The sequence below is a fragment of the Lonsdalea populi genome (assembly GCF_015999465.1).
Classification (GTDB): Bacteria; Pseudomonadota; Gammaproteobacteria; order Enterobacterales; family Enterobacteriaceae; genus Lonsdalea; species Lonsdalea populi.
In genome coordinates this window covers 272,597-297,940 of sequence record NZ_CP065534.1, presented here as the reverse complement: position 1 = coordinate 297,940, position 25,344 = coordinate 272,597, and the positions used below count along the sequence as shown (strand labels likewise).

The following is a 25,344-nucleotide window of genomic DNA, read 5'->3' as shown; positions in this document are numbered from 1 at the left end:
ACATATTCTTATTACTTGGCGCTTTATGATTGTCTTCTCCTCTTTGCAAATTCGACGTGGTACGCGGGTACTGCTGGATAACGCCACGGCGGCCGTCAATCCGGGTCAGAAAGTGGGTCTGGTCGGTAAAAACGGCTGCGGAAAATCGACGCTGCTGTCCCTGCTGAAAGGAGAAATTGGCGCAGACGGCGGTAATGCCACTTTTCCTCAGCACTGGTCCCTTGCGTGGGTGAATCAGGAAACGCCAGCGTTGGAGCGTCCTGCCATAGAGTATGTGATAGACGGCGACCGCGAATTTCGCCAGTTGGAAAGCGAGCTGGCGAGTGCCAACGAACGCAACGACGGCAATGCTATCGCCCTCGTGCACAGCAAGCTGGATGCGGTCCTCGCCTGGTCGATCCAATCCCGCGCCGCCAGCCTGCTGAACGGGCTGGGATTCAGTCAGGAACAGCTGCAACAGCCCGTCAGCACTTTTTCCGGCGGCTGGCGTATGCGTCTTAACCTGGCGCAGGCCCTGCTTTGCCGTTCCGACCTTCTGCTGCTGGACGAACCGACCAACCATTTGGATCTCGATGCGGTCATCTGGCTGGAAAAATGGCTCAAAAACTATCCCGGCACACTGGTGCTGATTTCTCATGACCGGGATTTTCTTGATCCTATTATTAACAAGATTTTGCATATCGAGCAGGAGTCCCTGTTCGAATACACCGGCAACTACACCTCGTTCGAACAGCAGCGAGCAACGCGGCTTTCTCAGCAGCAGTCGCTGTATGAACATCAGCAGGAACGCGTCGCGCATTTGCAGCATTACATTGACCGTTTCCGCGCCAAGGCAACCAAAGCCAAGCAGGCGCAGAGCCGTATCAAAATGCTGGAAAAAATGGAGCTGATTGCGCCAGCGCATGTTGATAACCCGTTCCGCTTCAGTTTCCGCGCGCCGCAGGCGTTGCCCAATCCGTTATTGCGGATGGAGAAAGTGAGCGCAGGCTACGGCGACAAGCTGATTCTGGAATCCATCAAGCTCAATCTGGTGCCCGGCTCGCGCATCGGTCTGCTCGGCCACAACGGCGCCGGGAAGTCCACGCTGATTAAACTGCTGGCGGGAGAGCTACAGCCGCAAAGCGGCGAAGTCGGGCTGGCGAAAGGCGTCCGTTTGGGTTATTTCGCTCAACATCAGTTGGAGTACCTGCGTGCGGATGAATCGCCGTTACAACATCTGACCCGGTTGGCCGAACAGGAAACCGAACAACAGTTACGTGACTATCTGGGCGGCTTCGGGTTCGGCGCCGACAAGGTGGTAGAGCCGACCGAATGCTTCTCGGGCGGCGAGAAAGCGCGGTTGGTGTTGGCGCTAATCGTTTGGCAGCGCCCTAACCTGCTGCTGCTCGATGAACCGACTAACCACCTCGACCTGGATATGCGTCAGGCGCTGACCGAAGCCTTGATCGATTTCGAAGGCGCCCTGGTCGTCGTCTCGCACGATCGCCATCTGATTCGTTCCACGACGGACGATCTGTATCTGGTTCACGACCGCCGGGTTGAGTCGTTCGACGGCGATCTGGAGGATTATCAACAGTGGCTGCTGGATGCCCATAAACAGGACGCCAGCGACTCGACGCCGGCGAAAGATAGCGCCGGCAATAGCGCTCAGGCCAGAAAAGACCAGAAGCGGCGCGAGGCTGAACTGCGCACCCAAACCCAGCCGCTGCGTAAGCAGATCACCAAGCTGGAGCAGTACATGGAGAAGCTGAATACCCAACTGGCCGAGCTGGAAAACCGCCTGGCGGATACGGCGATTTACGAAGCCAGCCGCAAAGCGGAGCTGACGACCTGCCTGCAGGAGCAAATCGCGGTCAAAGGCGAACTGGAAGAGACCGAAATGAGTTGGCTGGACGCGCAGGAACAGCTTGAGCAGATGTTGCAGTCCTGACAACGCCGGGCGGGCGTCATCGCCAGCCCAGACGTTTTAGTCAATGCCAGATCATCAGCACGCAGGCGGCGGTCAGTAGCCCCATGAACAGGTTGAAGATCCGCCAGGCTCGTCGGCTGCGCAGCATTTTACCGATCATCGTGCCGAACCCCAGCCAGACAATCCCAGCGATCAAATTCACGCTGAACATGGCGATGCTGATGGCGATGACTGAACCCACGTATTCCCCGCGGGAGAGGCTAAAACCGGCTACGGCACCCAGCGCCATCAGCCAGGCTTTCGGGTTCAAAAATTGCAGCAGTGCGCCCTGATAAAGAGGCATCGGTCGCGGCGGCGCCGTTTGCGTGTCGAGCTTCTCATAGCGCGCGCTGGCGATTTTGAACGCCAGCCACAGCAGATAGGCGCTACCCAAAATTTTGAGCGCGAGATGAAGCGAAGGATAGAGTAGAATCAGGCTTCCCAATCCCAGCGCAGCCAGCAGCAGTACACTTTGCATCCCGATCATGATGCCGACCATCAGCGGCATGGAGCGGAGAAAACCAAAATTAGCAGCGGAAGCGGTGAGTAGCATATTATTGGGGCCTGGGGTAATCGCTGCAACCCACAGGAAGCCAAGCATGGAAAGGAATAGATTGAAGTGCGCCATGTAATTGAAAAGGCCTTCTAACAAACGAAATTTGCAGTTGTTCAACCTAGCAGCGTGATGTCGCCGGTACAAGCTTTTGACTATGAATATTCATCCCACGACTAGCCAGATGTTTCGTCCCCTGGCCAGTATGTACAACCCCCATTTGCAAACCTTGCTTCCCCGTCTGTTACGGCGACGCGCACTGCTCAAGCCACTCTGGCAGACGCTTGAACTGCCGGACGGCGATTTTCTCGATCTGGCCTGGAGCGAAGATCCCATGCTGGCCCGCGATAAACCGCGGGTGGTTTTGTTCCACGGACTGGAAGGCAGTTTCTACAGTCCCTATGCGCACGGTCTTGTGGCGGCCTGCCATCAACGGGGCTGGCTGGCCGTCGTCATGCATTTTCGCGGCTGCGGCGGCACGCCCAACCGCACGCCCCAGATGTACCACTCCGGAGAGACCGAGGATGCCCGCTATTTTTTGCGCTGGCTGAAGTCGACTTACGGCGATGCGCCTACCGCGGCCATCGGCGTCTCGCTGGGCGGCAACATGCTGGCCTGCCTGCTCGGTCAGCAGACGGAAGAGCCGTTGCTTGACGCAGCGGCCGTCGTGTCCGCGCCGCTGATGCTGGAGCCTTGCTGCCGCCATATCGAAAAAGGCTTCTCACGCTTTTATCAGCACTATCTATTGCGGCTGTTGAAACGTAATGCTATCCGCAAACTGGCGGCCTATCCGGATACGCTACCGGTTCACCTGCATCAACTGAGAAAAATTCGGGGACTGAGGGAGTTCGATAACATGATTACCGCTCGTATTCATGGTTTTACCGACGCCAATGACTATTATGCGCGCAGCAGCGCCCTGCCCCTGCTGCCGAACGTCCGCACGCCGCTGTTGATCGTCCACGCCAAGGACGATCCGTTCATGACGAAGGACGTCATCCCTGCGCTCACGTCGTTACCGCCTAATATTGAGTATCAGTTGACGAAACACGGCGGACATGTCGGTTTCGTGGGCGGCTCATTATTAAAACCGAAACTGTGGCTGGAGCAGCGCATTCCCGACTGGCTCACCCCACATCTGGAGCGATGAGGTGATTATTCCCTGGCAAGAACTCGCGGCGGATACGCTGGAGAATCTGATTGAGTCTTTCGTCCTGCGCGAAGGCACCGACTACGGCCAGCATGAGCGCACGCTGGAACAAAAGGTGGCGGACGTCCGCCGCCAGCTGGAAAGCGGCGAGGTGGTGCTAGTCTGGTCCGAACTGCATGAAACGGTTAACCTCATGCCGCGCACCCAGATCAAAACCGGGCACGATTTGTAACGGCATTGCCGCTGCCCGTTGATGCAAAAATGGCGTGGCGCATCGGCGCAAACAGGGTAACAATGAAGGTCGAATTCCCGGCGTTCCCCGCTGGGTTTTACCGTCTATTGTGGAGTGGCAGCACTATGTCGCATCAACACCCTATCATTGCCGTGACCGGATCAAGCGGCGCCGGCACGACCACTACCAGCCTGGCGTTCCGAAAAATTTTTCAGCAGCTGAAAATCCGCGCCGCAGAACTTGAAGGCGACAGCTTTCACCGCTACACCCGTCCGGAAATGGACATGGCCATCCGCAAAGCGCGAGATCTGGGCCGCCACATCAGTTATTTCGGCCCGGAGGCGAACGATTTCACCCTACTGGAACAGGCATTCGCCGACTATGGCAGCCAGGGGACCGGTCAGAACCGCAAATATCTGCATACCTACGACGAAGCCATTCCCTACAACCAGGTGCCCGGCACATTTACGCCCTGGGAAGCCATGCCTGATCCGACGGATGTGTTGTTCTATGAGGGCTTGCACGGCGGCGTCGTCACCGAGCAGCACAACGTAGCTCGCCATGTCGACCTGCTGGTCGGCGTCGTGCCTATCGTGAACCTCGAGTGGATCCAGAAGCTGTACCGCGACGTTAACGAACGCGGGCACTCGCGTGATGCGGTCATGGACTCCGTCGTCCGCTCGATGGAAGACTACATCACCTATATCACACCGCAGTTTTCCCGCACCCATATCAACTTCCAGCGGGTGCCGACCGTCGATACGTCCAACCCCTTCGCTGCGAAAGCGATCCCGTCGTTGGACGAAAGTTTGGTGGTCATTCATTTCCAGCGCCTGGAGAATATCGACTTTCCCTATCTGCTCACCATGCTGCAAGGGTCGTATATTTCTCATATCAATACGCTGGTGGTGCCCGGAGGCAAAATGGGACTGGCGATGGAATTGATCATGACGCCGCTGGTGCAGCGGCTTCTGGAAGGCAAGACGATAAAGTAAGAGCCTAAGGATCCGGCCTGGGCAGGCCGTATACGGCTCAGTCGAGGGTTATCACCTCGTGGCTATGAGTGATATTGACCGCCGCTCCCAGCATTAGCGCCACCGAGCAGTATTTGTCTGCCGACAGGGACACCGCACGCGATACGGCCTGTTCGGTCAACTCCTTACCGGTCACGATGAAATGCAGGTTGATGGCAGTGAACAGGCGGGGCGCTTCCTGTCTGCGCTCGGAGGTCAGGCGCACCTCGCAATCCGCCACATCGTGACGTCCTTTTTGCAGAATAGACACGACGTCGATAGCGCTGCATCCCCCCGCCGACATCAATACCACTTCCATCGGACTCGGCGCTTTGTCGCCCGCATTACCATCCATAATAATCTGGTGGCCGGAGGCGGATTCGCCGATAAACGTTAACCCCTCAACCCATTTTACCCGCGCTTGCATAGTCTTTCACTCCCACTCAACTTTTTTTGAAATTTTATCGCGCTTATGCAGAAAATGCCTGTGTATCAAGGCGTAATTATGCTGAAGCGAGACAACACAAGACAGTACTCCCAACCTGTGTTACAAACAGAGGCAGCATCCGGTGCGTTCTGCGCAATGCTGAAAACAGCAGTTTGCAGAGTCACCTGACAGAAAGGCTTCAGTCAATTTCCTGACATATTTCCGCCCAACGGAATTTGAATTATAACTAGAGTTATCATGCCTTACAGGGAACTCTGAGCCCTGTGATTTACGTAGTGAATTACAACAGAGGATAACAGCGAATGGTTCTTGGCAAACCGCAAACAGACCCGACTCTTGAATGGTTCCTTTCTCATTGTCATATCCACAAGTACCCCTCAAAGAGTACGCTGATTCACCAAGGTGAAAAAGCAGAAACGCTTTACTACATCGTAAAGGGTTCCGTTGCCGTATTGATAAAAGATGAAGAAGGAAAAGAGATGATCCTTTCCTATCTGAATCAAGGGGATTTCATTGGTGAGCTAGGCTTGTTCGAAGAGGATCAGGAACGCAGCGCATGGGTGCGAGCCAAGAGCGCCTGCGAAGTTGCCGAGATTTCCTATAAAAAATTCCGCCAGCTGATTCAGGTCAATCCCGATATTCTGATGCGTTTGTCATCCCAGATCGCTCGTCGCCTTCAGGTCACCTCACAGAAAGTGGGCAACCTGGCGTTTCTTGACGTTACCGGCCGCATTGCACAAACGCTGCTAAACCTCGCCAAACAGCCTGACGCCATGACGCACCCGGACGGGATGCAGATTAAAATCACCCGTCAGGAAATCGGTCAGATCGTGGGCTGCTCTCGCGAAACCGTGGGTCGAATTCTGAAGATGCTGGAAGATCAGGAGCTGATTTCAGCGCACGGTAAAACCATCGTGGTCTTCGGTACGCGTTAATCTCAACCACTCGACTCGTGAACAGCGCGCAACGCGCTGTTCACTCTTCGTCTAAAAATGCTATTGGCCGTTTACCACCTGTGCGACCGCTTTCGCAAACAGCGCCATCCCCTCATCAATATCGTCCAGTTCAATCACCAGCGACGGCACAAACCGAATGACGTCCGGTCCAGCAACCAGGATCATGACGCCTTGCTCGGCCGCGGCCGTCAGGAAATCACGCGCCCGTCCATGCCATTGGGGTTTCAGCTGAGCGCCTAATAAGAGGCCCATACCGCGAATGCCGTCAAAAATGTCAAACTGTTCATTAATGGCTTCAAGCGCGGAAATAAAGCGATCGTGCCTGGCGGAGACGCCTGACAGCACTGCGGGTGTATTGATCACATCCAGCGCCGCTTCCGCCACCGCACAGGCCAGAGGATTGCCGCCGTAAGTGGTGCCATGAGTACCGACCTTCATGACAGAAGCGACGTCTTCGGTGGTCAGCATCGCGCTGATGGGGAATCCGCCGCCCAGCGCTTTGGCGGTGGTCAGAATGTCAGGCGTCACGCCATAGTGCATATAGGTAAACAGTTCGCCGGTACGCCCCATGCCACACTGCACTTCATCAAACACCAGCAGCGCCTGATTGTGATCGCACAGCTCCCGCACGCCTCCGATAAACGCCTGCGTGGCTGGCAGCACGCCGCCTTCGCCCTGCACCGGCTCCAACACCACGGCGCAAGTGTGATCGTCGATCACCGCCTTCACCGCATCCAGATCGTTGAACGGCACATGAATGATATCGGCGGGCTTCGGCCCGAATCCATCGGCGTACTTCGGCTGACCGCCTACCGACACGGTAAACAATGTGCGGCCATGAAAGGCCTGATGGAAGGCGATAATCTTAGTTTTATAGGGGCTGAAGCGTTCGATGGCGTAATGACGCGCCAGTTTGAAGGCCGCTTCGTTGGCTTCCGCGCCAGAGTTGGCGAAAAACACGCGTTCGGCGAACGTTGCGGCAATCAGCTTGCTCGCCAGTCGCAACGCCGGCTCGTTGGTGAAAACGTTGCTGGTATGCCACAGCGTTTCGCCCTGCGTTTTAAGGGCATTCACCAGCGCAGGATGGCAATGACCCAACGCTGTAACGGCAATACCTCCGGAAAAATCGATATATTCCTTACCCTGCTGGTCCCATATCCGGCTACCTTTCCCCTTTACCGGTACAAACTGGGCCGGCGCATAAACAGGAAGGATTACCTTATCGTATGTATCGCGCGTCACCGCGGTTTTATCTGTTGCCATCTGCTGCCCCGCTTTTACGATTTCATGTCTCAGTGAGAATATAGTCATCAAATATGCATAAAAAATCAGATTCAGGCAATCAATAACCCATCTGGAAAGCAAATCAGCGGCGGACTCATTTTCTGTGCAGAAAATTGCGCAACAACTGGTGTCCCTGCTGGCTCAGAATACTTTCCGGATGGAACTGTACTCCCTCCAGCGGTAGGCTGCGATGGCGTATCCCCATGATTTCATCCATTTTACCTGCGCTATTTTCTGTCCAGGCGGTGATTTCAAAGCAGTCTGGTAAAGAAGCACTTTCAATAATTAAAGAGTGATAGCGCGTCACCGTCAGCGGCTGCGCCAACCCGGTGAAAACGCCGACGTCACGATGGCGGATAGGCGAGGTCTTCCCGTGCATGACTTCGCGCGCGCGCACAACCTGAGCGCCGAAGGCCTGCCCCAACGCCTGATGCCCCAGACAGACGCCCAGAATCGGCAACTGTCCGGCAAAATGACAAATGGCTTGCAGCGAGATGCCCGCCTCGTTCGGCGTACAAGGACCCGGCGATATCACCAGATGCTGCGGCGACAGGCGCTCAATCGCGTCGAGACTCAGCCCATCATTACGCTTGACCACCACCTCCTCGCCCAGCTCGCAAAAATACTGGTACAGGTTGTAGGTAAAGGAGTCGTAGTTATCTATGATCAGTAACATTCATCACTCTGAAACTGGCTGGCGATTACCGGGAGAATGCCCTGCTATCGCGCAGAAAGAGGCTTTGAGACGGGACAGGGCAGTCAGGCATTCTCCCGACGAGCTATGCCGGGAGCACGCTGTACACAGTCTCGACGAACAACGCCTGAACTGACTACCTAATTATTTGATAATCTTGGCGGACTGGATAACGATCGGCTGGATGGGCACGTTCTGGTAAGGCCCGACGTTCTCGGTCTGCACCTGAGAAATTTTATCCGCCACATCCATGCCCTTCACAACTTTCCCGAAAACGGCATAGCCGAAATCGCGCTGACCGTGATCCAAAAAGGCGTTATCCGCCACGTTGAGGAAGAACTGGCTGGTCGCACTGTCTTTCTCGCTGGTACGCGCCATCGATATGGTGCCGCGCAGATTACGCAATCCGTTGTCAGCTTCATTTTTGATCGGCGGGTTGGTCGCCTTCTGTTTAAGGTCGCTGGTGAATCCCCCCCCCTGAGCCATGAATCCAGGGATGACGCGGTGGAAAATAGTGCCGTTATAGAAACCGCTATCGACATAACTCACAAAATTTTTCACTGACTCTGGCGCTTTTTGATCGTCCAGCGCCAATTCGATATTGCCGGCCGACGTGGTAAGCAACACATGCGTTGACGCGGTTGCAGCAAATGCTGGCGAGAGCGCAGACAAGGTAAATACGGTCGCTATCGTTGCCAATATACGTTTTGACATGAAGAATTCCTTTTAGGGGCCAACTACAGAAATCGTATCGATTGTAAATAGCCGTCTGCCTGCGCGCTACCGATTTACCTTTTTTTACGCAGGATTGAAAAAACGCGCCGACCGCTGTACGGCGGCTGATAAAACGCTGTTTACGGCGGCAACATGAGAATCGCTGACCTGAAACAAAAAAGACGAGCCGTCGGGCTCGTCTTCGAATCTCGTGGATATCGGCCTAGCGGGCGTTCTACGGCTTATGGACGAGCGACGAACCCAATGGCGTCATAAACTTTATTCAACGTCTCGCTGGCGCGAGCGCGGGCCTTCTCGGCACCGTCGCGCATCATCTGTTGCAAATAAGCTTCATCATGCCGGAAGCGATGATAGCGCTCCTGCAATTCGCCCAGCATGCCGGACACCGCTTCCGCCACGGCGCCTTTCAGGTGACCATACATTTGGCCTTCAAACTCCTGCTCCAACTGCGGGATAGATTTCCCGGTAACGCCAGAGAGGATATCGAGCAGATTCGACACGCCCGGTTTGTTGGCGATGTCATAGCGCACCATAGGCGGCTCATCCGAGTCGGTCACCGCGCGTTTGATTTTTTTGATCACGGCTTTCGGATCTTCCAGCAAACCGATCACGTTGTTGCGATTATCGTCCGACTTGGACATTTTTTTGGTCGGCTCCAGCAGAGACATCACGCGAGCGCCGGACTTGGGAATAAACGGTTCCGGCACCTTGAAGGTGTCGCCGTACAACGAGTTAAAGCGCTGCGCGATATCGCGGCTCAGCTCCAGATGCTGTTTCTGGTCTTCCCCTACCGGCACCTGATTCGTCTGATACAGCAGGATATCCGCCGCCATCAGCACCGGATAACCGAACAGACCGGCATTGATGTTCTCCGCGTAGCGGGCGGATTTGTCTTTGAACTGGGTCATACGGCTCAGTTCACCGAAATAGGTGTAGCAGTTCAACGCCCAGGCCAGCTGCGTATGCTCCGGAACGTGTGACTGGACGAAGATGGTGCTTTTCTGCGGGTCGATGCCGCAGGCCAGGTAGAGTGCCAGCGTATCCAGCGTCGCTTTTCTCAGCTGTTTCGCATCCTGACGAACCGTAATGGCATGCAGATCCACGATGCAATAGATGCAGTCGTAATCATCTTGCATATGAACCCACTGACGTAATGCACCCATGTAGTTGCCAATGGTCAACTCGCCAGACGGCTGCGCGCCGCTAAATACAATGGGCTTACTCATGCTAATGCTTCCTGATTATCTGAAATGGACGGTCCGACAAGGGACAAGAGATCCGCAAAACGATCCAACACCACACTCGGGTGGCTCAGGGCTATCGCTTCACCATAGTTGTAGCCGTAGGTCATGCCGACGCTTGGGCACCCGGCAGCCTGCGCGGCTTGTATATCATTGCGCGAATCGCCGACGAACAGCAACTCGTTTGCACGCAGGCCCAGCTTTCCCAATACCAGATAGAGCGGCGCGGGATGGGGCTTTTTGCACGGGACATCATCTCCGCCCAGGACTAACGTAAAGTGGGAATCAATCCCGAGCGAACGCAACAACGGCGCAACGAAAGGGGTCGGCTTATTCGTCACCAGGGCCATAGGCACGTTGCGAGCGGCCAGCGCGTGCAGGGTGTCTTTGACCCCGGGATACAGTTGGCTGCCAGCATCTACCGTTTCTGCGTAAGCGATATCGAACTGTTTGCGCGCGGACTGCATCCGCTCAGGAGAAGGGTCGATGCCGGCCCAGCGCAGCGCTCTCTCGACGACTTTGTCGGCGCCGTTGCCAATCCAGGTCGTCAGTAACGCTTCACCCGGCGCTGGCAGGCCCTGAGTCTGCATCGCTCTGTCCAGCGCCTGAGACAGCCCCGGCGCACTGTTAATCAACGTGCCGTCGAGGTCGAAAGCCAGCCCGCGCACGGCGTTGAGTTCAGCCATGGGACACCTTCGCTAATTCCTGACGCATGTTATCGATTACCGCCTGATAGTCAGGCTGGTTGAAAATCGCCGACCCCGCCACAAACATATCCGCTCCGGCGGCAGCAATCTCACCGATATTGTCCACTTTGACGCCGCCGTCGACTTCCAGACGAATATCATATCCGCTGTCGTCGATGAGCTTGCGCACCTGACGCAGTTTAGTGAGCGTAGAAGGGATGAACGACTGCCCGCCGAAGCCCGGGTTGACCGACATCAGCAGAATGATGTCCAGCTTATCCATGACGTAATCCAGACAACTCAACGGCGTAGCTGGGTTCAGCACCAATCCCGCGCGGCAGCCGTGATCTTTAATCAGTTGCAGCGATCGGTCGACGTGCTCTGAGGCCTCAGGATGAAAAGTGATGTAACTGGCGCCGGCCTCGGCAAAGTCCGGGATCAGGCGATCGACCGGCTTAACCATCAGATGTACGTCAATCGGGGCGGTAATGCCGTAATTTCGCAACGCCTTGAGCACCATCGGTCCCATCGTCAGGTTGGGAACATAATGGTTATCCATGACGTCGAAGTGGACGACATCGCCGCCCACCGCCAGCGCTTTGGCGGTGTCCTCTCCCAGCCGGGCAAAGTCGGCCGACAATATAGACGGGGCGATTAAAAACGGTTTCATTCGCTTCTCCAAACCATCAATTCTGCCTATTACTGCCGAGACCACTTCGGATCCAAATGGACTCGTACAGCCTCTGTTTTGGCGACAACTCAGGGCATTTGTCAGCACGCCAAATCGCTTTACCCTAACTCGACGCCGCGGTACAACGCCAGCAGTTCATTCACCTTGCTGCGGCCCGCAATATTGCGGCTAATCGTCCGCCGGGCCTTGACCACGTACAGCGAAGAGGCCGACTGATACCACTCGCGTGTCAGCTCCGTATCGTGATTGGAAATCAAAACCGGTATTTGGTTTTCTGCCGAGAGCTGTTGTGCCAGCAGCGCCAAATCGCGCTGATCGTCATGATTGAAATTATTGGTGTGGTACGCCGTGAAATTCGCAGTGGCGGACAGCGGTGCATAGGGCGGATCGCAATACACCACAGAGCCCTGCTTCGCCTTGGTCAGCGTATCCCGGTAGTGCTCGCAGACGAACGTGGCGTTTTGCGCCTTTTGCGCAAACCAGCGCAGTTCATCTTCAGGAAAATAAGGTTTCTTATAACGCCCGAACGGCACGTTGAATTCACCGCTCATGTTGTAACGGCATAACCCGTTGTAACAGTGGCGGTTGAGATAGAGGAACAGCAACGCGCGTCGGTAGGCGTTGTCACAGGCGTTAAATTCGCTGCGCAGCAGATAAAAAATGTCCGAGGTATTCATTTCTTGTGTGAATAACTCGCGGGCATCGCGAATGAAATGTTCAGTATTAGTTTTAACGATATCGTACAAATTGATGAGATCGCTATTGATATCAGCCAGGATGTAGTTGTCGTAGTCGGTATTGAGGAACACCGAGCCTGCACCCACAAAGGGTTCGATTAAGCAATCTCCCGCTGGTAGATATCGGCGAATCTCTTCTACCAGCGGATACTTACCACCAGCCCATTTTAAGAAAGCGCGGTTTTTCTTCATGCCGTCGTTAGTTACTCATACTTTTCAGAGCCGCGGATTGTACTCTGTTTCAGACAGCACATCAGGGCTAATTGGGGTTACTTACTTAAGTCCTGCTTCACCTGTCGGATCGGCTTAACCCATGGTTTTTTGGCCTGAACATCGGCAGGCAGTGATGCAACGGCGCGTTTGGCTTCATCCGAGGAAGCGTAAACGCCGCTCACAAGCACATACCAGGGTTTGCCACCCCTTTGAGTCTGATAGACCCAGTAATTCGTCAGCCGCTGCGTTTTGGCATAGGCCTGCAGCGAACTCTCGCGGGACGCACCGCTAAGCTGAAGCGTAAAGTGGCTGGCCGGAGCGTTTTTGATCGAACCATTCGCTTGAGCGCCGCCGGCAGGTAAAACTGATTTGCCTGATGGCGCTGGCGCGATGGACGTAGTCGGCGCTTTGGACACGCCGCTGTTTTTAGCGGAGGCCTTGTACGACGAACCATTGGCGTCTAAATGGCGAGACTTTTCCATGCCGGGACGGAGCGCCGTCGTGGTTTCGCGCGGAGGGCGCGCTTTGCTGCCCGGTGACACTGAGGCCGGCGAAGTCGGCAAAGTCACGTCTGAGCCAGTGCCATTCTGCGCCACCGCATTCAACTGCAGCTGTTGCTGCGGCTGGGAGAGCGTATCCATCATATTGCCCGGCAGTTCAATACGCTGCTGATTCTTATCCTGGGCTGGCAACGGCGCCTGAGTCGGCGCTTCCGCCACCGGCGGCGCACTCAAAGACTTCGGCTCGCCAGCTTGCGTCTGAACGGGAAGCGGCGTCTGGGGTGAAGCAGACACGGTAGAATCGGTGGGTGAAGCCGAGGGCGATAAAAGCTCAATACTTTTTGAACTGCCGCCAGGTGCGGCGGGCGCCGTCGCATCCTGACTCGGCGACTGAAGCGCGGCGCCAACGGCGACAATCAGCAATACCAGCACGATAATGCCGACGCCAATCATGACATGCTGATTGGATAGCGCCACGCTGGGCAGAGTCAATCCCTGCTTTCTCTTCTGCTGGCGCTGTGGCCGACGATCGCTGGTATCCGGCTTCAGCTCGTCTTCCGGATTGAACTCACCCATCTCTATACCCCTCCCACTGAACGGCAGCTGCTCGTGGTGATCCAGCCACCGCGAATAGCTATATCATCAGGTATCATAGTACAAATAAAAACCACCTCCCCCACAGGGAGACTTACTACTAAGTCTATGTCAGGGAAGGCAATCGGCAATGGAAGCCAGAACCACATCATCGGTGACGCCGCCGCGTATCTCGGCCTGGCCGATAGCCGTCGGCAATATCAGGCGCAGCTTACGACCCAATACTTTTTTATCGCGCATCATGTGCGGCAAATACGACTCCGGGATCATCGAAGCCGGCCCCGTGATTGGCAGTCCGGCTCGCGTCAACAGCGCTTTGATACGGTCAACGTCTGCCGAGCCCAGCAGGCCAAGGCGACGTGCGGCCTGTGCAGCCATGACCGTACCTGCCGCCACCGCTTCGCCATGCAGCCAGTTGCCGTAGCCCATTTCCGCTTCAATCGCATGGCCGTAAGTGTGGCCTAAATTCAGCAAAGCGCGCAGGCCGTTTTCGCGTTCATCGGCCGCGACGACTTCAGCCTTGAGTTCACAGCAGCGTCGAATACAGTACGCCAACGGGGCATCTTCTAACGCGCGCACTGCGTCGATATGCGTTTCCAGCCAGGCAAAAAAGTCATGGTCGAATACGATGCCGTATTTGATGACTTCGGCCAGACCGGAAGAAAGTTCGTTGGCGGGCAACGTTTTCAGACAGTCGATATCTATCACGACCGAGGCCGGTTGATAGAAAGCGCCAATCATGTTTTTGCCTAGGGGATGATTCACCGCGGTTTTACCGCCGACGGATGAATCTACCTGAGCCAAGAGAGAGGTAGGAACCTGAATGAAGCGAACGCCGCGCTGATAGCAAGCCGCTGCGAAACCGGTTAAATCACCGATAACACCACCGCCCAGCGCCACCAACGTGGTGTCCCTGCCGTGAGGTTTCTCCAAGAGCGCGGAGAAGACCTGATCAAGTACCGTCAGAGATTTGTACTGCTCTCCGTCGGGAAGAATCACTTGATCAACCTGCACCCCTGCGTTTTCCAAGACGGTCCGCACGGCGTCCAGGTAGAGCGGCGCCAATGTGTCATTGGTCACCAACATTACCTGATCGCCCACCGTCAACGGCAAGAAAGAGTCTGCGTTGCTGAATAATCCGGCGGCTATCGTAATGGGATAACTACGTTCCCCGAGAGTGACGATAATTCTTTCCATGCGCGTTCCATGACCTGTTGGAAGCCCGTAGAGTGCAGGCGGCTATACAAAATCAGTTGTTTTCCAGCATGCTGATAATCTGGTTGGCAACTACCTTGGCGCTTTGTTCATCGGTGCGAATCGTAATGTCTGCGATTTCTTCGTACAGTGGATTACGTTCTTTCGCTAACGCTTCCAGGACTTCGCGCGGAGGGGCCTCAACCTGCAACAACGGGCGCTTTTTATCACGCTGAGTACGGGCTAACTGCTTCTCGATGGTGGTTTCCAAATACACGACAACACCTCGCGCAGAAAGGCGATTGCGGGTTTCACGTGTTTTCACCGAACCACCGCCGGTTGCCAGCACAATCCCTTGTTTCTCCGTCAATTCATTAATGACTTTCTCTTCGCGCTCGCGGAAACCTTCTTCGCCTTCCACATCAAATACCCAGCCCACATCAGCCCCGGTACGTCGCTCAATTTCTTGATCGGAGTCGAAGAACTCCATGTTGAGTTGCTGAGCTAACTGACGGCCAATAGTGCTTTTGCCGGCACCCATAGGCCCAACCAGAAAGATATTGCGTTTCTCTGCCATTTTTTTGGTATTACTAAGAAATTCGTTAATGATAACCCGCCCCGCCATGTAACTTGCGGCGGAACCTAAACTGAAACCTCATGAGCGATAGTGCGAGAATCAGACAAAAAATTATCTCAATACTCAGGGTAGTTTGGCAACCTAATAAAATTTCACATTATCCGAATAAGGATGATGTAAGTTATCGACATCGCCGATGGAACGACACTTCAGTACTCAATTTGCTAATCCTTGTATGCTAAAACCGCCGCATCGTCAAACGGTGAACGGAATTATTGATAAAATGCACAATTTTCCTTCATCGTGACCGATAGCGTTATGACTCGCTCCGTGGCGTGTCGGGAATGAGCGTCGGCGTGATGAATATTACCAGCTCACGCCGGGTGTTTTGCTGACTGCGACTCTTAAATAAGCCGCCGACGATCGGCAACGTACCCAGTCCGGGCACGCGATTTTCAGCTTGATTTTTCTGCTGCTGAAAAATACCGCCTAAAACAATCGTTTCACCATCAGTGACCGTCACCTGCGTTTGGATCTCCTGCTTATCAATCGCCAGAATCTCTCCTTCGCCCTGTTTTATGGCCCTTCCCGGCATATTTTGGCTGATGAGCAAATTGAGGCTGATCCGATTTCGGGGCAGCACCCGCGGCGTGACCTCCATGCCCAGTACCGCTTCCTTAAACTCTATCGACGTCGAACCGCTCGCCCCGCTCGACACCTGATAGGGGATCTCCGTCCCCTGCTTGATGCTGGCTGTCTGCCGATGCGCGGTAAACAGCCGCGGACTGGCGATAATCTCCACCGCATTTTCCTGTTCCAGCGCCTGTAATTCCAACTCAAGCAGTCGGCCATCAAACCGGGCGAGCTGAAAACCAGCCTTAATCGCAGGCGTCGTCACCGGCATGTCGATGTTAAAGTTGTTTACGCTGAGGACGTTACCCGCCCCCTCGCGTTCACCCAACCCCCAGTTAACACCCAACGACTCCAACTGTTCGCTGCCTATAGTCACGATGTGAGCCGTCAGTTGGACCTGCGCCAATGGTTTGTCCATTTCGAGAATCCAGGCTTTAATCTCCGTGACTGCCGCAGGTTCGTCCCTTATCAGCAACGTATTGGTGCGTTTATCCGCCGCCACCCGGCCACGTTCACTCAATAACGTGCCGCGTTGGCCCTGTAAACTGGCGGCTACGTCGCTCGCCTCCGCGTACTGCAACATTAAAGACGCACTTTTCAGGGGTTCCGTACTCTGAGATTCCGGATCGGCCTGCGGTATATCCGATGGATTTCCGCGGGCATATACCATCAGCACATCCCCTTCCCGCTCCAGCGTCAGACCGGCCATTTTCAGCGTAATATCCAACGCCTGCTGCCAGGGAACATTATCCAGCTGCAGGCTGATTTTTCCCTCCACGCCGGGCGCGACAACAAGATTCAATCGCTGATGGTCAGCCAGCGCCTGCAACACGCGCGCGACTGGTACATCGTCAAAGGCCAGCGAAACCGGGAATGCATCCTGCGCGATAACAGATTGATTCACGCAAAGGGAGACCAGCAGGACGCAACGAAACATCGCTTTCCGCATTCGTAACGCAAGGCAAAACATCATGGCACGACTCCTTGTGGCCAGTCAGAAAACGTCGAAGACAGCGGAATTTCCGAAACGGGGCAATCGCTTTGAGAAGAAGACAGCCGCAGCGTTGCATGCGCACGATCCAGACGAGCCATTATGCCGTCGGTTGGCGTCACCGCCTCGTCATACTTCACCCTCAGCCATCCATTGTCCGCCTGCTTGACCCACCCCACCCAGCGCGACATATCGCCGACCAGTCCCTGCAGCCGCCACTGCGTCGTGGGAGCGGGCATGGCGCAATGCGCTGTTTGCGGTTGAAACGGATCCCTTTCTTCCTCAAACGCCAGCCTAGAAGACACCGCAACTCCCGAGACCAACGCCAATGACAGGTAAGCGATTGCCACGCACATTTTTCCGTTGGAAATGGCTAGCCATGTCATCGCGCCCCTCCCGTTTCAGGCACGGGAGCGCGCAGCAGCAGCTCAGTGCGAATGCCCTCCGCTGCCCGCGTCATCAGCAGTCGATCGATACGGGGAACGACCGTGGAAGCGTTAAGCCGGGTAATGAAACGCCGTATGCCCACGTAGTCGGCATTAAAGACCAGCAGCCATCCGTTTTCCTCACTTTCATTGCCGTCTGGAGACAACGGAGACCAGGAGATTAGCTGTCCGCCGGATTCACGCAGTGCCTCGGTCGGTAATCCGATGCCCGACTCCCAACGCTTGTCCGCCAACGGCCGCGTCGCTGAACTTGGTGACGAAACGGCCGGAGCAGGCAACGCTGCCAGCCTTTTCTGCCACTCTGCGACCGACTCCTGTTCTCTTTGCCGCTGTTCCTGCAATAGCGCCGTTTGCTGGCGTAATCCGCCGTTTACCGAGCCCCAAACCACCAGCGCAAGCGCCGCAACCAGTCCGCACTGCGTCGTTAACAAAGTTCGCATCGGGGTGCTGAACCACCGGCAAACGAATGGGGAGACCTGCATCATTTATCTCTTCTCCCAATGGCTGCCGTCCCAAGAGCGCTCTTTGCGTCCCCCAATTGCAGCGTGAATTCCAATAAAGTTGCCTCCTTTGGATGGCGACGGGTTTGCCGAAGTTTGGGGACTGCGGCCAGCGGTTGAACCGCCAGACGTCTGGAGAAATCGACAATCGCCTGATAGTGATGACTGATGCCCGACAGCAGCAAACCGCGTTCACTGTCGCTGATTTCCGTCAGCCACAGTGCCTTCGGCATCAAACGGGGTAGGTGTTTCAATAATTCCTGATAGCGCCGATTGTGGCGCTGCCCCTGCTCGCTTAATGTTTGCTGAACCTGTTCAACCGCCTGCTGCTGCGTAGCTTGGAGGATGCGTTGGTACTGCGCTTCATGCGCCTGCCTGACCGATTGCAACTGGGTCATGTGCTGCGTCAGCATTGCATGCTGTCTTTTAGAGGTCAGGTAGTCTGCCGTGATGACGAACGCCGCAATTGCAAGCTGAGCGGTCAAGAACAGGCTCCAAAGGCGAATACGCCGCATTAGCCGACGACGGCGCCAGGGAAGCAGATTAGTCACCGGCATCAGTCATCCTCCGGACGCAGCGCCAATCCGGCTGCGATAGCGAACGCCGACGGTGCCGCCGGCAACGGCGGTTGCTGATAGCTAAACGCCGCCATCGGCGACCAAGGAATCAGCCGTTCCGTCTCGCCGATATCCATATTCGAAACCGACGAACTCAGGTAGACCGGATAATGCGCTGATGCCGGGAAACGCTCGTCTATCTCGCTGATGGAGTCGAGCAACGAGACATGCTCCCCGGAGTCTTGCGAAGTGAAGGTACCAAAGTACAGCGCCTGTCCAACTGGCGAGATCCACAGCCAGCTATCCTCGAAGCGGTGCAACAGCGGCGCATGGGGTGAAATCCCGACTTGTCGGGCCACGCAGCGAAGAGCGCAGGGGCTGATATCCACCACGTCGGCATATAGACCAGCGCTAGCCAGACAGGACAACCACGCCGTCAGCGCCGTCTTTCTGGCGGCCGTCACCAGCACCGTGTCCGGAGTGTGTGGGTCGTCGCGATAATCAAGCGCCAACGCCTCCCGACTCACCGGGAGCGCGCGCGACGCCATCTTTTCGATGTATCCGCTGCGTTCCGGTTCGCGCAATCGCGGATCGGGAGCCGCCATCCGTTGCTGAAAGATCAGCGCTGGCGGCAGCGCGATGCGCAGCGAAATGAAGCGCGGTAATTCCCGCCGCCATTGATGAAGCACCTCACAAAGTGAGTCTGGATCATGTAGACTACCCGCGCGTAACGTATCGCCCGGCAAGGGTAATTGCCACCAGTGGCGCAGTTGCCAGCCACCGCGGCGACGTTGCACCGCCAGAGCGCGCACGACGCCATTTTGTATATCCAATCCAACCCGCCAGATGTGGTAAGCCATGTTCAATCTCCTTATCGTCAGCTAAAAGAGCGTGTCCTCATCGCTGGCTTACCTTTATACTTAGCGCCCGATTGCTTATAAACTATTCAACCGCTACTGAATGGAAAATCTCAGGTGAAGCTCGTAAAGTATCTATTCATCCTTGCAGTAACTTGCATTCTGCTGGGAGCCGCCTCGCTCTATGGCCTTTATCGCTATATTGAGCCCCAGTTGCCCGATGTCGCCACACTTAAAGACATCCGTCTGCAAACCCCAATGCAGGTATACAGTGCGGACGGCGAGCTGATTGCTCAGTTCGGCGAGAAACGCCGTATTCCATTGCAGCTATCCCAGATCCCGCCCGAGCTGGTGCACGCTTTTATCGCGACTGAAGACAGTCGCTTCTATGAACACCACGGCATCGACCCACAGGGCATCCTGCGCGCGGCGTCGATTGCGCTGGTATCCGGCCATGCATCCCAAGGCGCGAGCACCATCACTCAGCAATTGGCGCGTAACTTTTTCTTGAGTCCTGAGCGCACCCTGCTGCGGAAGGTCAAGGAAGTCTTTCTCGCCATCCGCATTGAGCAGATGATGACGAAGGATGAAATCCTCGAGCTGTATCTTAATAAGATCTATCTGGGGTATCGCGCTTATGGCGTCGGCGCGGCGGCTCAAGTCTACTTTGGCCGCACGGTGGATCAGCTTACGCTGGGAGAAATGGCGATGATCGCCGGCCTGCCCAAAGCGCCTTCGACCTTCAACCCGCTCTACTCATACGACCGCGCGCTTGCCCGCCGCAACGTTGTTTTGTCGCGTATGCTGGATGAAAACTTCATTACCCGCCCCCAGTACGATCAGGCGCGAAGCGAGAAGTTGGAAGCCGACTACCATGCTCCCGAAATCGCCTTCTCCGCGCCTTACATGGCAGAGATGGTGCGTCAGGTAATGGTGAAACGTTATGGTGACGGCGCCTATAACGACGGCTACAAGGTTTACACCACCATCACCCGCAAACTTCAGCAGGCCGCTGATGAAGCTGTACGCAACAACGTGATCGACTACGATATGCGCCACGGTTACCGCGGTGCGGACCAGGAGCTGTGGAAAGTCGGTATGCCGGCCTGGCCCGAAAAGAAAATCATTGAAACCCTGAAAAAACTGCCGGTCTACGGGCCGCTGCAGCCAGCGGTGGTCACAGCCGCTATCGCCGATCAGGCCTCCGCGACGCTATCGTCTGGCGAAAAAGTCGTCCTGCCGCTGGAAACCGTACGCTGGGCACGTCCGTTCAAAACCGACTATTTACAGGGCGCCGTACCGCGACGCGTGACGGACGTCCTGCAGGCGGGCCAGCAAATTTGGGTGCGTAAAGTCGACAACGTGTGGTGGCTGGCTCAGGTGCCCGATGTCAATTCCGCGATGGTGTCTTTGGACCCGAACAACGGCGCCGTGCTGGCGTTGGTGGGAGGCTTCGACTTCAACCAGAGCAAGTTCAACCGCGCCACTCAGGCCTTACGCCAGATCGGGTCGAACATTAAACCGTTCCTCTACACGGCGGCAATGGACAAAGGGCTGACGCTCGCCACCCTGCTCAACGACGCCCCGATTACCCGCTGGGATCCGGGTGCCGGTTCCGACTGGAGCCCGAAGAACTCCCCACCGCAGTATGACGGCCCCATCCGGCTTCGTCAGGGTCTGGGACAGTCGAAAAACGTCGTGATGGTACGCGCGATGCGCGCGATGGGCGTGGACTACGCGGCCGACTATCTGGAACGCTTCGGTTTCCCACAGCAGAACATCGTGCACACTGAGTCGCTGGCGCTGGGCGCGGCTGCGTTCACTCCGTTACAGGTGGTTCGCGGCTATTCGGTGATGACGAACGGCGGCTATTTGGTGGACCCGTACTTCATCAGCAAGATCGTCGATGATTTCGGCAATACGCTGTTCGCCGCCACACCGAAGATCGTCTGCGACAGCTGTAATTTGCCGGTCATTTACGGTGAAACCCAACGTTCGGTCGAGCTTTCTCCAGACTCAATGGAAAATATTGCAACGTCGCAGGAGCGTCCGCAGCCGAACGCCGCGCCGCAACCTGACCCGATTACTCCGCCGGAGGCGGCACGACAGGCTAATCAGCCGTATGCGCCGCACGTCATCAGCACGCCGCTGGCCTTCTTGATCAAGGATGCCATGAACAGTAATGTCTTCGGCGAACCGGGCTGGATGGGAACCGGATGGCGCGCAGGAAAAGTGCTGCAACGCCATGATATCGGTGGGAAAACAGGGACAACCAACAACTCCAAGGATGCCTGGTTCTCCGGTTATGGACCGAATATTGTGACGTCCATCTGGATTGGCTTCGACGATCACCGTCGCGATCTGGGACGCTCGACCCTTTCGGGTGCGATCCGCGATCAAATATCCGGATACGAAGGGGGCGCCAAAAGCGCGCAACCGGCTTGGGATAGCTTCATGAAAGTCGCACTGAACGGCGTACCGGAGCAGAAGACCTCACCGCCACCGGGCATTACTACCGTCACCATCGATCGCAGCACGGGCATGTTGTCAGACGGGGGCGGCAATAGTCGTCAGGAATACTTCATCGACGGGACGCAGCCGACGGAACACGCGACCCATGATTCCGGCACGACGCTGTATGACGCCGGTAGCGGTCAATCCGAGGAGTTATTTTAACTACGCGATAGGCAGGTGCGCTGAACTCAACGCGCCTGCCTATCGAAAGTGTCGCTATTTCAGAGAGGGCGGGGAGAAAAGGTGCGTGTGCGCCAGGAACAGCGCGCTGACATTACGCGCCTCACGGAAATCCGGCGCCTGCAATAGCGACATCATCTGCGCCTGCGGCCAATGTACCGGAATTAGCGGCTCCGGCTCATCCCCCTGTAAGCGTTGAGGATAAAGTCCACGGGCAATCACGATATTCATCTGGCTGGAAAAATAGGACGGGGCCAGCGTCAACGTCGCCAGCAGTTCGAAGTGCTCCGCACCAAACCCGACTTCTTCCTTCAATTCGCGGTTAGCCGCTTCAAATACCGTTTCTCCGGCATCGATCAGCCCTTTGGGAAAGCCCAACTCATACTGTTCAATCCCTACCGCGTACTCGCGGATCAGTAGCAAATCATCGCCGATGATCGGCACAATCATCACCGCTTCCCGGCCGGAAGGACGCATCCGTTCATACACGCGGCGCTCACCGTTGCTGAACGCTAGATCCACCGATTCAATACTAAATAGACGCGAGCGGGCTACGGTTTTAACCCCGATAATTTTGGGTTTTTGCAGATTATTATCCATATAAGCCCCGGTTACAGAGGAAATTGACTGATGCTGACCGCACAGTCGGAAAAATGCTGATACGCTTTACAGCATAATCGGTACGAGCATTTTGCGGCAATTGCGTTGCTGCCTGCAATTTTATCATACCAAAACAACATCATTGTAACATTCTTAATACATTAAATTAACTTATGTAAATCAGAGCGGCACCTCGAAGAAAAAAAATAGGATTATCCTCATTTTTGTTCATGTCTCGCCTTGTTAGCATCCAAGGATAAAGACAAAAATGTATAAGTTCAGTTAGCAAAGGCAGCCAGCAAAGCTAGATGGGGCAACATAGCCTATATATCTTTGTTAGTATCCGAAAAAAACAGAGGAAACCTGACGCTGTTGGATGGTAATGATATGAGTACAATACTCATCATATTGTCTGTATTGTTAGCCTGTCTGATTGCGGTAGGGGGTTTCATTGGCTATCGCATGTATCGTCGTTTTCTTTTTGCCAAACGCCTGCCCGTCGTCTCTGGACATCGCCAGCTGACCTCAACGGAACGCAAGGCTGTAGAACATTATTTGGTGTCGAAAGATGCTGATACTACGCTGCCGCTAACCGCGTCGGCGTCTTCCCCGCGTCTGACGCGTTCTTTGCTCAGCAACCGCGTTTACCCCATCACGCACAGCATTACTCGCTATGGGCTTAGCACCGACGCGCCGAATAAATGGCGATACTTTATTGATACACAAGAAGTTCATCTTCCTCCCAGTTGGGAACAGTACATCACGCAGAATAACGAGATCGAGCTGATCACCACACGTTCGATGCCGCTGGTCATCTCTCTTAACGGACACTCGATCACGGAATATATCAACAACAGCGATTCCTCAAACAACCGCGAACTGCCGATTGGCAACGCCTCGATCCTCCCGGAAGAAAACGAGCATACCGAACTGCTTTCCGTGCGGAAGGAAACGCGGGAAGAGTACGCTACGCACCGTTCTCGCGGCCTTAAAGACGCCGCCGTGCTTTGCTGCGCCTTTTTTCTGTTGGTCTTCAGCCTCAACAGCCCGCTGGCAGTACTGCCGTGGCTAGCTGGCACCGCCTCTCTGCTGGCCGCATGGAGCTGTTGGCAGTTGTTTCGTTCACCCCGGGAAAAAGAGCTGCAGGACGTTCACTGTCTGAATGGTACGCCGCAGTGTCTGGGGCTCTTCGGCGAATCGAACCAGAGCCGTCTGGGCAATATTTCCCTCGGCAATATCGATCTGATTTATCCGCCGCACTGGCAACCTTATATCGGCCACGATTTAGGGAAAAAGACTGATGTAGATATCTATCAGAACCGGCAGGTCGTGCGGCAGGGAAAATATCTGTCGCTGCACAATGAGGTAAAACAGTTTCCCTTGCAGAAACGCGGCAAGAATCTAGTGCTGGCCTGCGGCGCGCTGTGCAGCCTGCTGCTGCTGTTGAGCTACGTTCCGCTCGATCTTCCGCTCAAGCTCAGCCTCGCCTGGATCAAAGGCGCAAATAACATTAAGGTCACACAGGTCGACGAACTGGAACGGATGCCGCTCCATGTGGGCGATACTTTGCAGGTGCGCGGCACCGGCATGTGTTACGTACCGCCGGTCGATCATGGCCCCATGCCCCACAGCGAGTCGGCTTTCCAACCCTTCGACTGCTCCGCTATTTACTGGAATAAAGCCGACCCGCTGCCGCTGCCTGAATCCGACATCATCGAAAAAACCATCGCCTTGCGCGCCACGGTTAACAATCAGCTACATCCTCCAACGAATGGCGACGGGGCCAGCTCACCGCTAGCCAGCGCGATCCAGAAGTCCGGCATGATTCTGCTGAACGACTTTTCCGACATCGTGCTGAAAACCGAAGATTTGTGCGAAAAGGAAGAGGATTGTACGCGCTTGAAAAACGCGCTGATTAACCTCGGCAACGTGAAAAGCTGGAACGTGTTGGTCCGGCGCGCCAGCTCCGGCGCGCTGAAAGGCACCAGCGTCATCCTGCGTCCCGTGAGTGCCGAAACGCTCGATACGTTGGTCAACAATGCTACGGACTATTTTTATTTGCAGGAGCTTCGCAACGCCACTAATACGTTGAACAGTCCGCCGCCAGCAGGGTTCCTAATCCGTAGCGATGAAGGCAACCAGTTCGTCACCCATCCAGAACCCATGACGCCATTGACGGAGTATCGACCGGCGGAACAGTGGCAGGAACTGCAGCGTTTGTCCGCGATGTTGCTGCACACATCATTCGAAGCCAGCGGCGTGATCACCGCGATCTCTTTGGATGCCAACGGTACTCGCCATATTTCCCTTCATAGCGAACCCGATGCGGTCACGCTATGGCGCTACCTCGGCAGCAGCATACTGCTTCTGCTGTTTACGAGCGTGTTCATCATCAACGTGGTACAGCTGGTCATGAAACATCGCCGCAGCAAACAGCGCATTGCCGATATCCAACAGTACTACGCCAGATATCTGGCGCCGGAGACCTCCGCTGCGCCAGCGTTACACGGCAGCGCCTCTCGTTCGTCGTGAAATCATTATCCTTAAACCGGTATACTGGCGTACAGAACCCCCCTCAGCCTGACGACCGCCTCCGGCGGCAATGGCCTCTTTGCCGGAG

At 55.4% G+C, this 25,344-nt stretch carries 25 protein-coding genes; 7 read left to right on the top strand and 18 right to left on the bottom strand.

Annotated features, from left to right (window positions below; all coding sequences use genetic code 11):
- Positions 1–25 precede the first annotated feature (25 nt).
- Complete coding sequence (locus I6N93_RS01355; protein WP_085687178.1) at positions 26–1,930, top strand: ABC transporter ATP-binding protein; 1,905 nt, start codon at positions 26–28, stop codon at positions 1,928–1,930.
- A 40-nt stretch (positions 1,931–1,970) separates the two neighbouring features.
- Here the strand turns inward: I6N93_RS01355 and I6N93_RS01350 are convergent, their stop codons facing one another.
- Entirely contained in the window at positions 1,971–2,576 is a 606-nt protein-coding gene (locus I6N93_RS01350) for a LysE family translocator (protein WP_085687180.1), read from the bottom strand.
- Between the two features lie 109 nt (positions 2,577–2,685).
- Between I6N93_RS01350 and I6N93_RS01345 the strand changes: the two genes are divergently transcribed.
- The 3 genes from I6N93_RS01345 (at position 2,686) to I6N93_RS01335 (ending at position 4,878) form a co-directional block, all read left to right on the top strand.
- A complete protein-coding gene (locus tag I6N93_RS01345; protein WP_099017424.1) occupies positions 2,686–3,651 on the top strand; it encodes a hydrolase in 966 nt (321 codons plus the stop codon).
- Between the two features lies 1 nt (position 3,652).
- Positions 3,653–3,883: a YheU family protein gene (locus I6N93_RS01340; RefSeq protein ID WP_085687184.1), complete on the top strand. Its 231-nt coding sequence runs from the start codon at positions 3,653–3,655 to the stop codon at positions 3,881–3,883.
- A gap of 125 nt (positions 3,884–4,008) precedes the next feature.
- Positions 4,009–4,878, top strand: a complete 870-nt coding sequence (locus I6N93_RS01335) for a phosphoribulokinase (RefSeq protein ID WP_085687186.1) — start codon at positions 4,009–4,011, stop codon at positions 4,876–4,878.
- Positions 4,879–4,915: 37 nt separating this feature from the next.
- Here I6N93_RS01335 and I6N93_RS01330 read toward each other — a convergent pair whose 3' ends face one another.
- Positions 4,916–5,323 carry an OsmC family protein gene (locus I6N93_RS01330; protein WP_085687188.1) on the bottom strand — a complete coding sequence of 136 codons (408 nt, stop codon included), beginning with the start codon at positions 5,321–5,323 and terminating at the stop codon, positions 4,916–4,918.
- A gap of 323 nt (positions 5,324–5,646) precedes the next feature.
- On the opposite strand from I6N93_RS01330, the gene crp reads away from it, so the two are divergent.
- The gene (gene crp, locus I6N93_RS01325) at positions 5,647–6,279 is read left to right on the top strand and encodes a cAMP-activated global transcriptional regulator CRP (RefSeq protein ID WP_026741314.1); all 633 of its coding nucleotides are present in this window, start codon (positions 5,647–5,649) and stop codon (positions 6,277–6,279) included.
- A gap of 60 nt (positions 6,280–6,339) precedes the next feature.
- On the opposite strand, the gene argD is transcribed toward crp, so the two are convergent.
- The 15 genes from argD to pilM all read right to left on the bottom strand — a co-directional run bounded on the left by argD (position 6,340) and on the right by pilM (position 19,433).
- On the bottom strand, positions 6,340–7,563 hold the full coding sequence (argD, locus tag I6N93_RS01320; protein ID WP_085687292.1) for a bifunctional acetylornithine/succinyldiaminopimelate transaminase: 1,224 nt from the start codon (positions 7,561–7,563) through the stop codon (positions 6,340–6,342).
- Positions 7,564–7,678: 115 nt separating this feature from the next.
- Positions 7,679–8,260: an aminodeoxychorismate synthase component II gene (locus I6N93_RS01315; RefSeq protein WP_085687190.1), complete on the bottom strand. Its 582-nt coding sequence runs from the start codon at positions 8,258–8,260 to the stop codon at positions 7,679–7,681.
- Positions 8,261–8,422: 162 nt separating this feature from the next.
- Positions 8,423–8,992 carry a peptidylprolyl isomerase A gene (ppiA, locus tag I6N93_RS01310; RefSeq protein ID WP_085687191.1) on the bottom strand — a complete coding sequence of 190 codons (570 nt, stop codon included), beginning with the start codon at positions 8,990–8,992 and terminating at the stop codon, positions 8,423–8,425.
- A gap of 242 nt (positions 8,993–9,234) precedes the next feature.
- Positions 9,235–10,239, bottom strand: a complete 1,005-nt coding sequence (gene trpS, locus I6N93_RS01305) for a tryptophan--tRNA ligase (protein WP_085687193.1) — start codon at positions 10,237–10,239, stop codon at positions 9,235–9,237.
- Positions 10,236–10,940, bottom strand: a complete 705-nt coding sequence (locus I6N93_RS01300) for a phosphoglycolate phosphatase (protein WP_085687195.1) — start codon at positions 10,938–10,940, stop codon at positions 10,236–10,238. Before I6N93_RS01300 ends, trpS begins: the two co-directional genes overlap by 4 nt.
- Complete coding sequence (gene rpe, locus I6N93_RS01295) at positions 10,933–11,610, bottom strand: ribulose-phosphate 3-epimerase (protein WP_085687197.1); 678 nt, start codon at positions 11,608–11,610, stop codon at positions 10,933–10,935. Before rpe ends, I6N93_RS01300 begins: the two co-directional genes overlap by 8 nt.
- Before the next feature lie 119 nt (positions 11,611–11,729).
- Positions 11,730–12,560: an adenine-specific DNA-methyltransferase gene (gene dam / locus I6N93_RS01290; RefSeq protein ID WP_085687199.1), complete on the bottom strand. Its 831-nt coding sequence runs from the start codon at positions 12,558–12,560 to the stop codon at positions 11,730–11,732.
- A gap of 77 nt (positions 12,561–12,637) precedes the next feature.
- Positions 12,638–13,657 (bottom strand): SPOR domain-containing protein, encoded by a 1,020-nt coding sequence (locus I6N93_RS01285; RefSeq protein WP_085687201.1) that lies wholly within the window; start codon positions 13,655–13,657, stop codon positions 12,638–12,640.
- A gap of 129 nt (positions 13,658–13,786) precedes the next feature.
- On the bottom strand, positions 13,787–14,872 hold the full coding sequence (gene aroB / locus I6N93_RS01280; protein WP_085687203.1) for a 3-dehydroquinate synthase: 1,086 nt from the start codon (positions 14,870–14,872) through the stop codon (positions 13,787–13,789).
- A 52-nt stretch (positions 14,873–14,924) separates the two neighbouring features.
- On the bottom strand, positions 14,925–15,446 hold the full coding sequence (gene aroK / locus I6N93_RS01275) for a shikimate kinase AroK (protein WP_123225449.1): 522 nt from the start codon (positions 15,444–15,446) through the stop codon (positions 14,925–14,927).
- Positions 15,447–15,762: 316 nt separating this feature from the next.
- Positions 15,763–17,052: a DNA uptake porin HofQ gene (gene hofQ, locus I6N93_RS01270; protein WP_232100100.1), complete on the bottom strand. Its 1,290-nt coding sequence runs from the start codon at positions 17,050–17,052 to the stop codon at positions 15,763–15,765.
- Entirely contained in the window at positions 17,049–17,456 is a 408-nt protein-coding gene (locus I6N93_RS01265; protein ID WP_085687207.1) for a HofP DNA utilization family protein, read from the bottom strand. Before I6N93_RS01265 ends, hofQ begins: the two co-directional genes overlap by 4 nt.
- Positions 17,453–17,956 carry a hypothetical protein gene (locus I6N93_RS01260; protein ID WP_139829923.1) on the bottom strand — a complete coding sequence of 168 codons (504 nt, stop codon included), beginning with the start codon at positions 17,954–17,956 and terminating at the stop codon, positions 17,453–17,455. Before I6N93_RS01260 ends, I6N93_RS01265 begins: the two co-directional genes overlap by 4 nt.
- Positions 17,957–17,997: 41 nt before the next feature.
- Positions 17,998–18,573, bottom strand: coding sequence for a PilN domain-containing protein (locus tag I6N93_RS01255; RefSeq protein WP_085687211.1), 576 nt, complete (start codon positions 18,571–18,573; stop codon positions 17,998–18,000).
- A complete protein-coding gene (pilM, locus tag I6N93_RS01250) occupies positions 18,573–19,433 on the bottom strand; it encodes a type IV pilus biogenesis protein PilM (protein ID WP_085687213.1) in 861 nt (286 codons plus the stop codon). Before pilM ends, I6N93_RS01255 begins: the two co-directional genes overlap by 1 nt.
- A gap of 114 nt (positions 19,434–19,547) precedes the next feature.
- Between pilM and mrcA the strand changes: the two genes are divergently transcribed.
- Complete coding sequence (mrcA, locus tag I6N93_RS01245; protein WP_085687215.1) at positions 19,548–22,106, top strand: peptidoglycan glycosyltransferase/peptidoglycan DD-transpeptidase MrcA; 2,559 nt, start codon at positions 19,548–19,550, stop codon at positions 22,104–22,106.
- Positions 22,107–22,160: 54 nt separating this feature from the next.
- On the opposite strand, the gene nudE is transcribed toward mrcA, so the two are convergent.
- Positions 22,161–22,724 carry an ADP compounds hydrolase NudE gene (gene nudE / locus I6N93_RS01240; protein WP_085687217.1) on the bottom strand — a complete coding sequence of 188 codons (564 nt, stop codon included), beginning with the start codon at positions 22,722–22,724 and terminating at the stop codon, positions 22,161–22,163.
- Positions 22,725–23,111: 387 nt separating this feature from the next.
- Here nudE and I6N93_RS01235 point away from each other — a divergent pair, with 387 nt between their 5' ends.
- Positions 23,112–25,256, top strand: coding sequence for an intracellular growth attenuator family protein (locus I6N93_RS01235; RefSeq protein ID WP_085687219.1), 2,145 nt, complete (start codon positions 23,112–23,114; stop codon positions 25,254–25,256).
- Positions 25,257–25,344: the final 88 nt, after the last annotated feature.

What these genes read in the sequence shown, in the direction of transcription:
- nudE (WP_085687217.1), bottom strand. Translation starts at nt 22,724, where the DNA reads ATGGATAATAATCTGCAAAAACCCAAAATTATCGGGGTTAAAACCGTA.
- I6N93_RS01255 (WP_085687211.1), bottom strand. Translation starts at nt 18,573, where the DNA reads ATGCCGGTGACTAATCTGCTTCCCTGGCGCCGTCGTCGGCTAATGCGG.
- rpe (WP_085687197.1), bottom strand. Translation starts at nt 11,610, where the DNA reads ATGAAACCGTTTTTAATCGCCCCGTCTATATTGTCGGCCGACTTTGCC.
- pilM (WP_085687213.1), bottom strand. Translation starts at nt 19,433, where the DNA reads ATGGCTTACCACATCTGGCGGGTTGGATTGGATATACAAAATGGCGTC.
- I6N93_RS01265 (WP_085687207.1), bottom strand. Translation starts at nt 17,456, where the DNA reads ATGACATGGCTAGCCATTTCCAACGGAAAAATGTGCGTGGCAATCGCT.
- dam (WP_085687199.1), bottom strand. Translation starts at nt 12,560, where the DNA reads ATGAAGAAAAACCGCGCTTTCTTAAAATGGGCTGGTGGTAAGTATCCG.
- I6N93_RS01260 (WP_139829923.1), bottom strand. Translation starts at nt 17,956, where the DNA reads ATGCGAACTTTGTTAACGACGCAGTGCGGACTGGTTGCGGCGCTTGCG.
- I6N93_RS01315 (WP_085687190.1), bottom strand. Translation starts at nt 8,260, where the DNA reads ATGTTACTGATCATAGATAACTACGACTCCTTTACCTACAACCTGTAC.
- aroK (WP_123225449.1), bottom strand. Translation starts at nt 15,446, where the DNA reads ATGGCAGAGAAACGCAATATCTTTCTGGTTGGGCCTATGGGTGCCGGC.
- I6N93_RS01355 (WP_085687178.1), top strand. Translation starts at nt 26, where the DNA reads ATGATTGTCTTCTCCTCTTTGCAAATTCGACGTGGTACGCGGGTACTG.
- I6N93_RS01235 (WP_085687219.1), top strand. Translation starts at nt 23,112, where the DNA reads ATGAGTACAATACTCATCATATTGTCTGTATTGTTAGCCTGTCTGATT.
- trpS (WP_085687193.1), bottom strand. Translation starts at nt 10,239, where the DNA reads ATGAGTAAGCCCATTGTATTTAGCGGCGCGCAGCCGTCTGGCGAGTTG.
- hofQ (WP_232100100.1), bottom strand. Translation starts at nt 17,052, where the DNA reads ATGATGTTTTGCCTTGCGTTACGAATGCGGAAAGCGATGTTTCGTTGC.
- aroB (WP_085687203.1), bottom strand. Translation starts at nt 14,872, where the DNA reads ATGGAAAGAATTATCGTCACTCTCGGGGAACGTAGTTATCCCATTACG.
- I6N93_RS01300 (WP_085687195.1), bottom strand. Translation starts at nt 10,940, where the DNA reads ATGGCTGAACTCAACGCCGTGCGCGGGCTGGCTTTCGACCTCGACGGC.
- ppiA (WP_085687191.1), bottom strand. Translation starts at nt 8,992, where the DNA reads ATGTCAAAACGTATATTGGCAACGATAGCGACCGTATTTACCTTGTCT.
- argD (WP_085687292.1), bottom strand. Translation starts at nt 7,563, where the DNA reads ATGGCAACAGATAAAACCGCGGTGACGCGCGATACATACGATAAGGTA.
- I6N93_RS01335 (WP_085687186.1), top strand. Translation starts at nt 4,009, where the DNA reads ATGTCGCATCAACACCCTATCATTGCCGTGACCGGATCAAGCGGCGCC.
- I6N93_RS01330 (WP_085687188.1), bottom strand. Translation starts at nt 5,323, where the DNA reads ATGCAAGCGCGGGTAAAATGGGTTGAGGGGTTAACGTTTATCGGCGAA.
- I6N93_RS01345 (WP_099017424.1), top strand. Translation starts at nt 2,686, where the DNA reads ATGTTTCGTCCCCTGGCCAGTATGTACAACCCCCATTTGCAAACCTTG.
- crp (WP_026741314.1), top strand. Translation starts at nt 5,647, where the DNA reads ATGGTTCTTGGCAAACCGCAAACAGACCCGACTCTTGAATGGTTCCTT.
- I6N93_RS01285 (WP_085687201.1), bottom strand. Translation starts at nt 13,657, where the DNA reads ATGGGTGAGTTCAATCCGGAAGACGAGCTGAAGCCGGATACCAGCGAT.
- I6N93_RS01350 (WP_085687180.1), bottom strand. Translation starts at nt 2,576, where the DNA reads ATGGCGCACTTCAATCTATTCCTTTCCATGCTTGGCTTCCTGTGGGTT.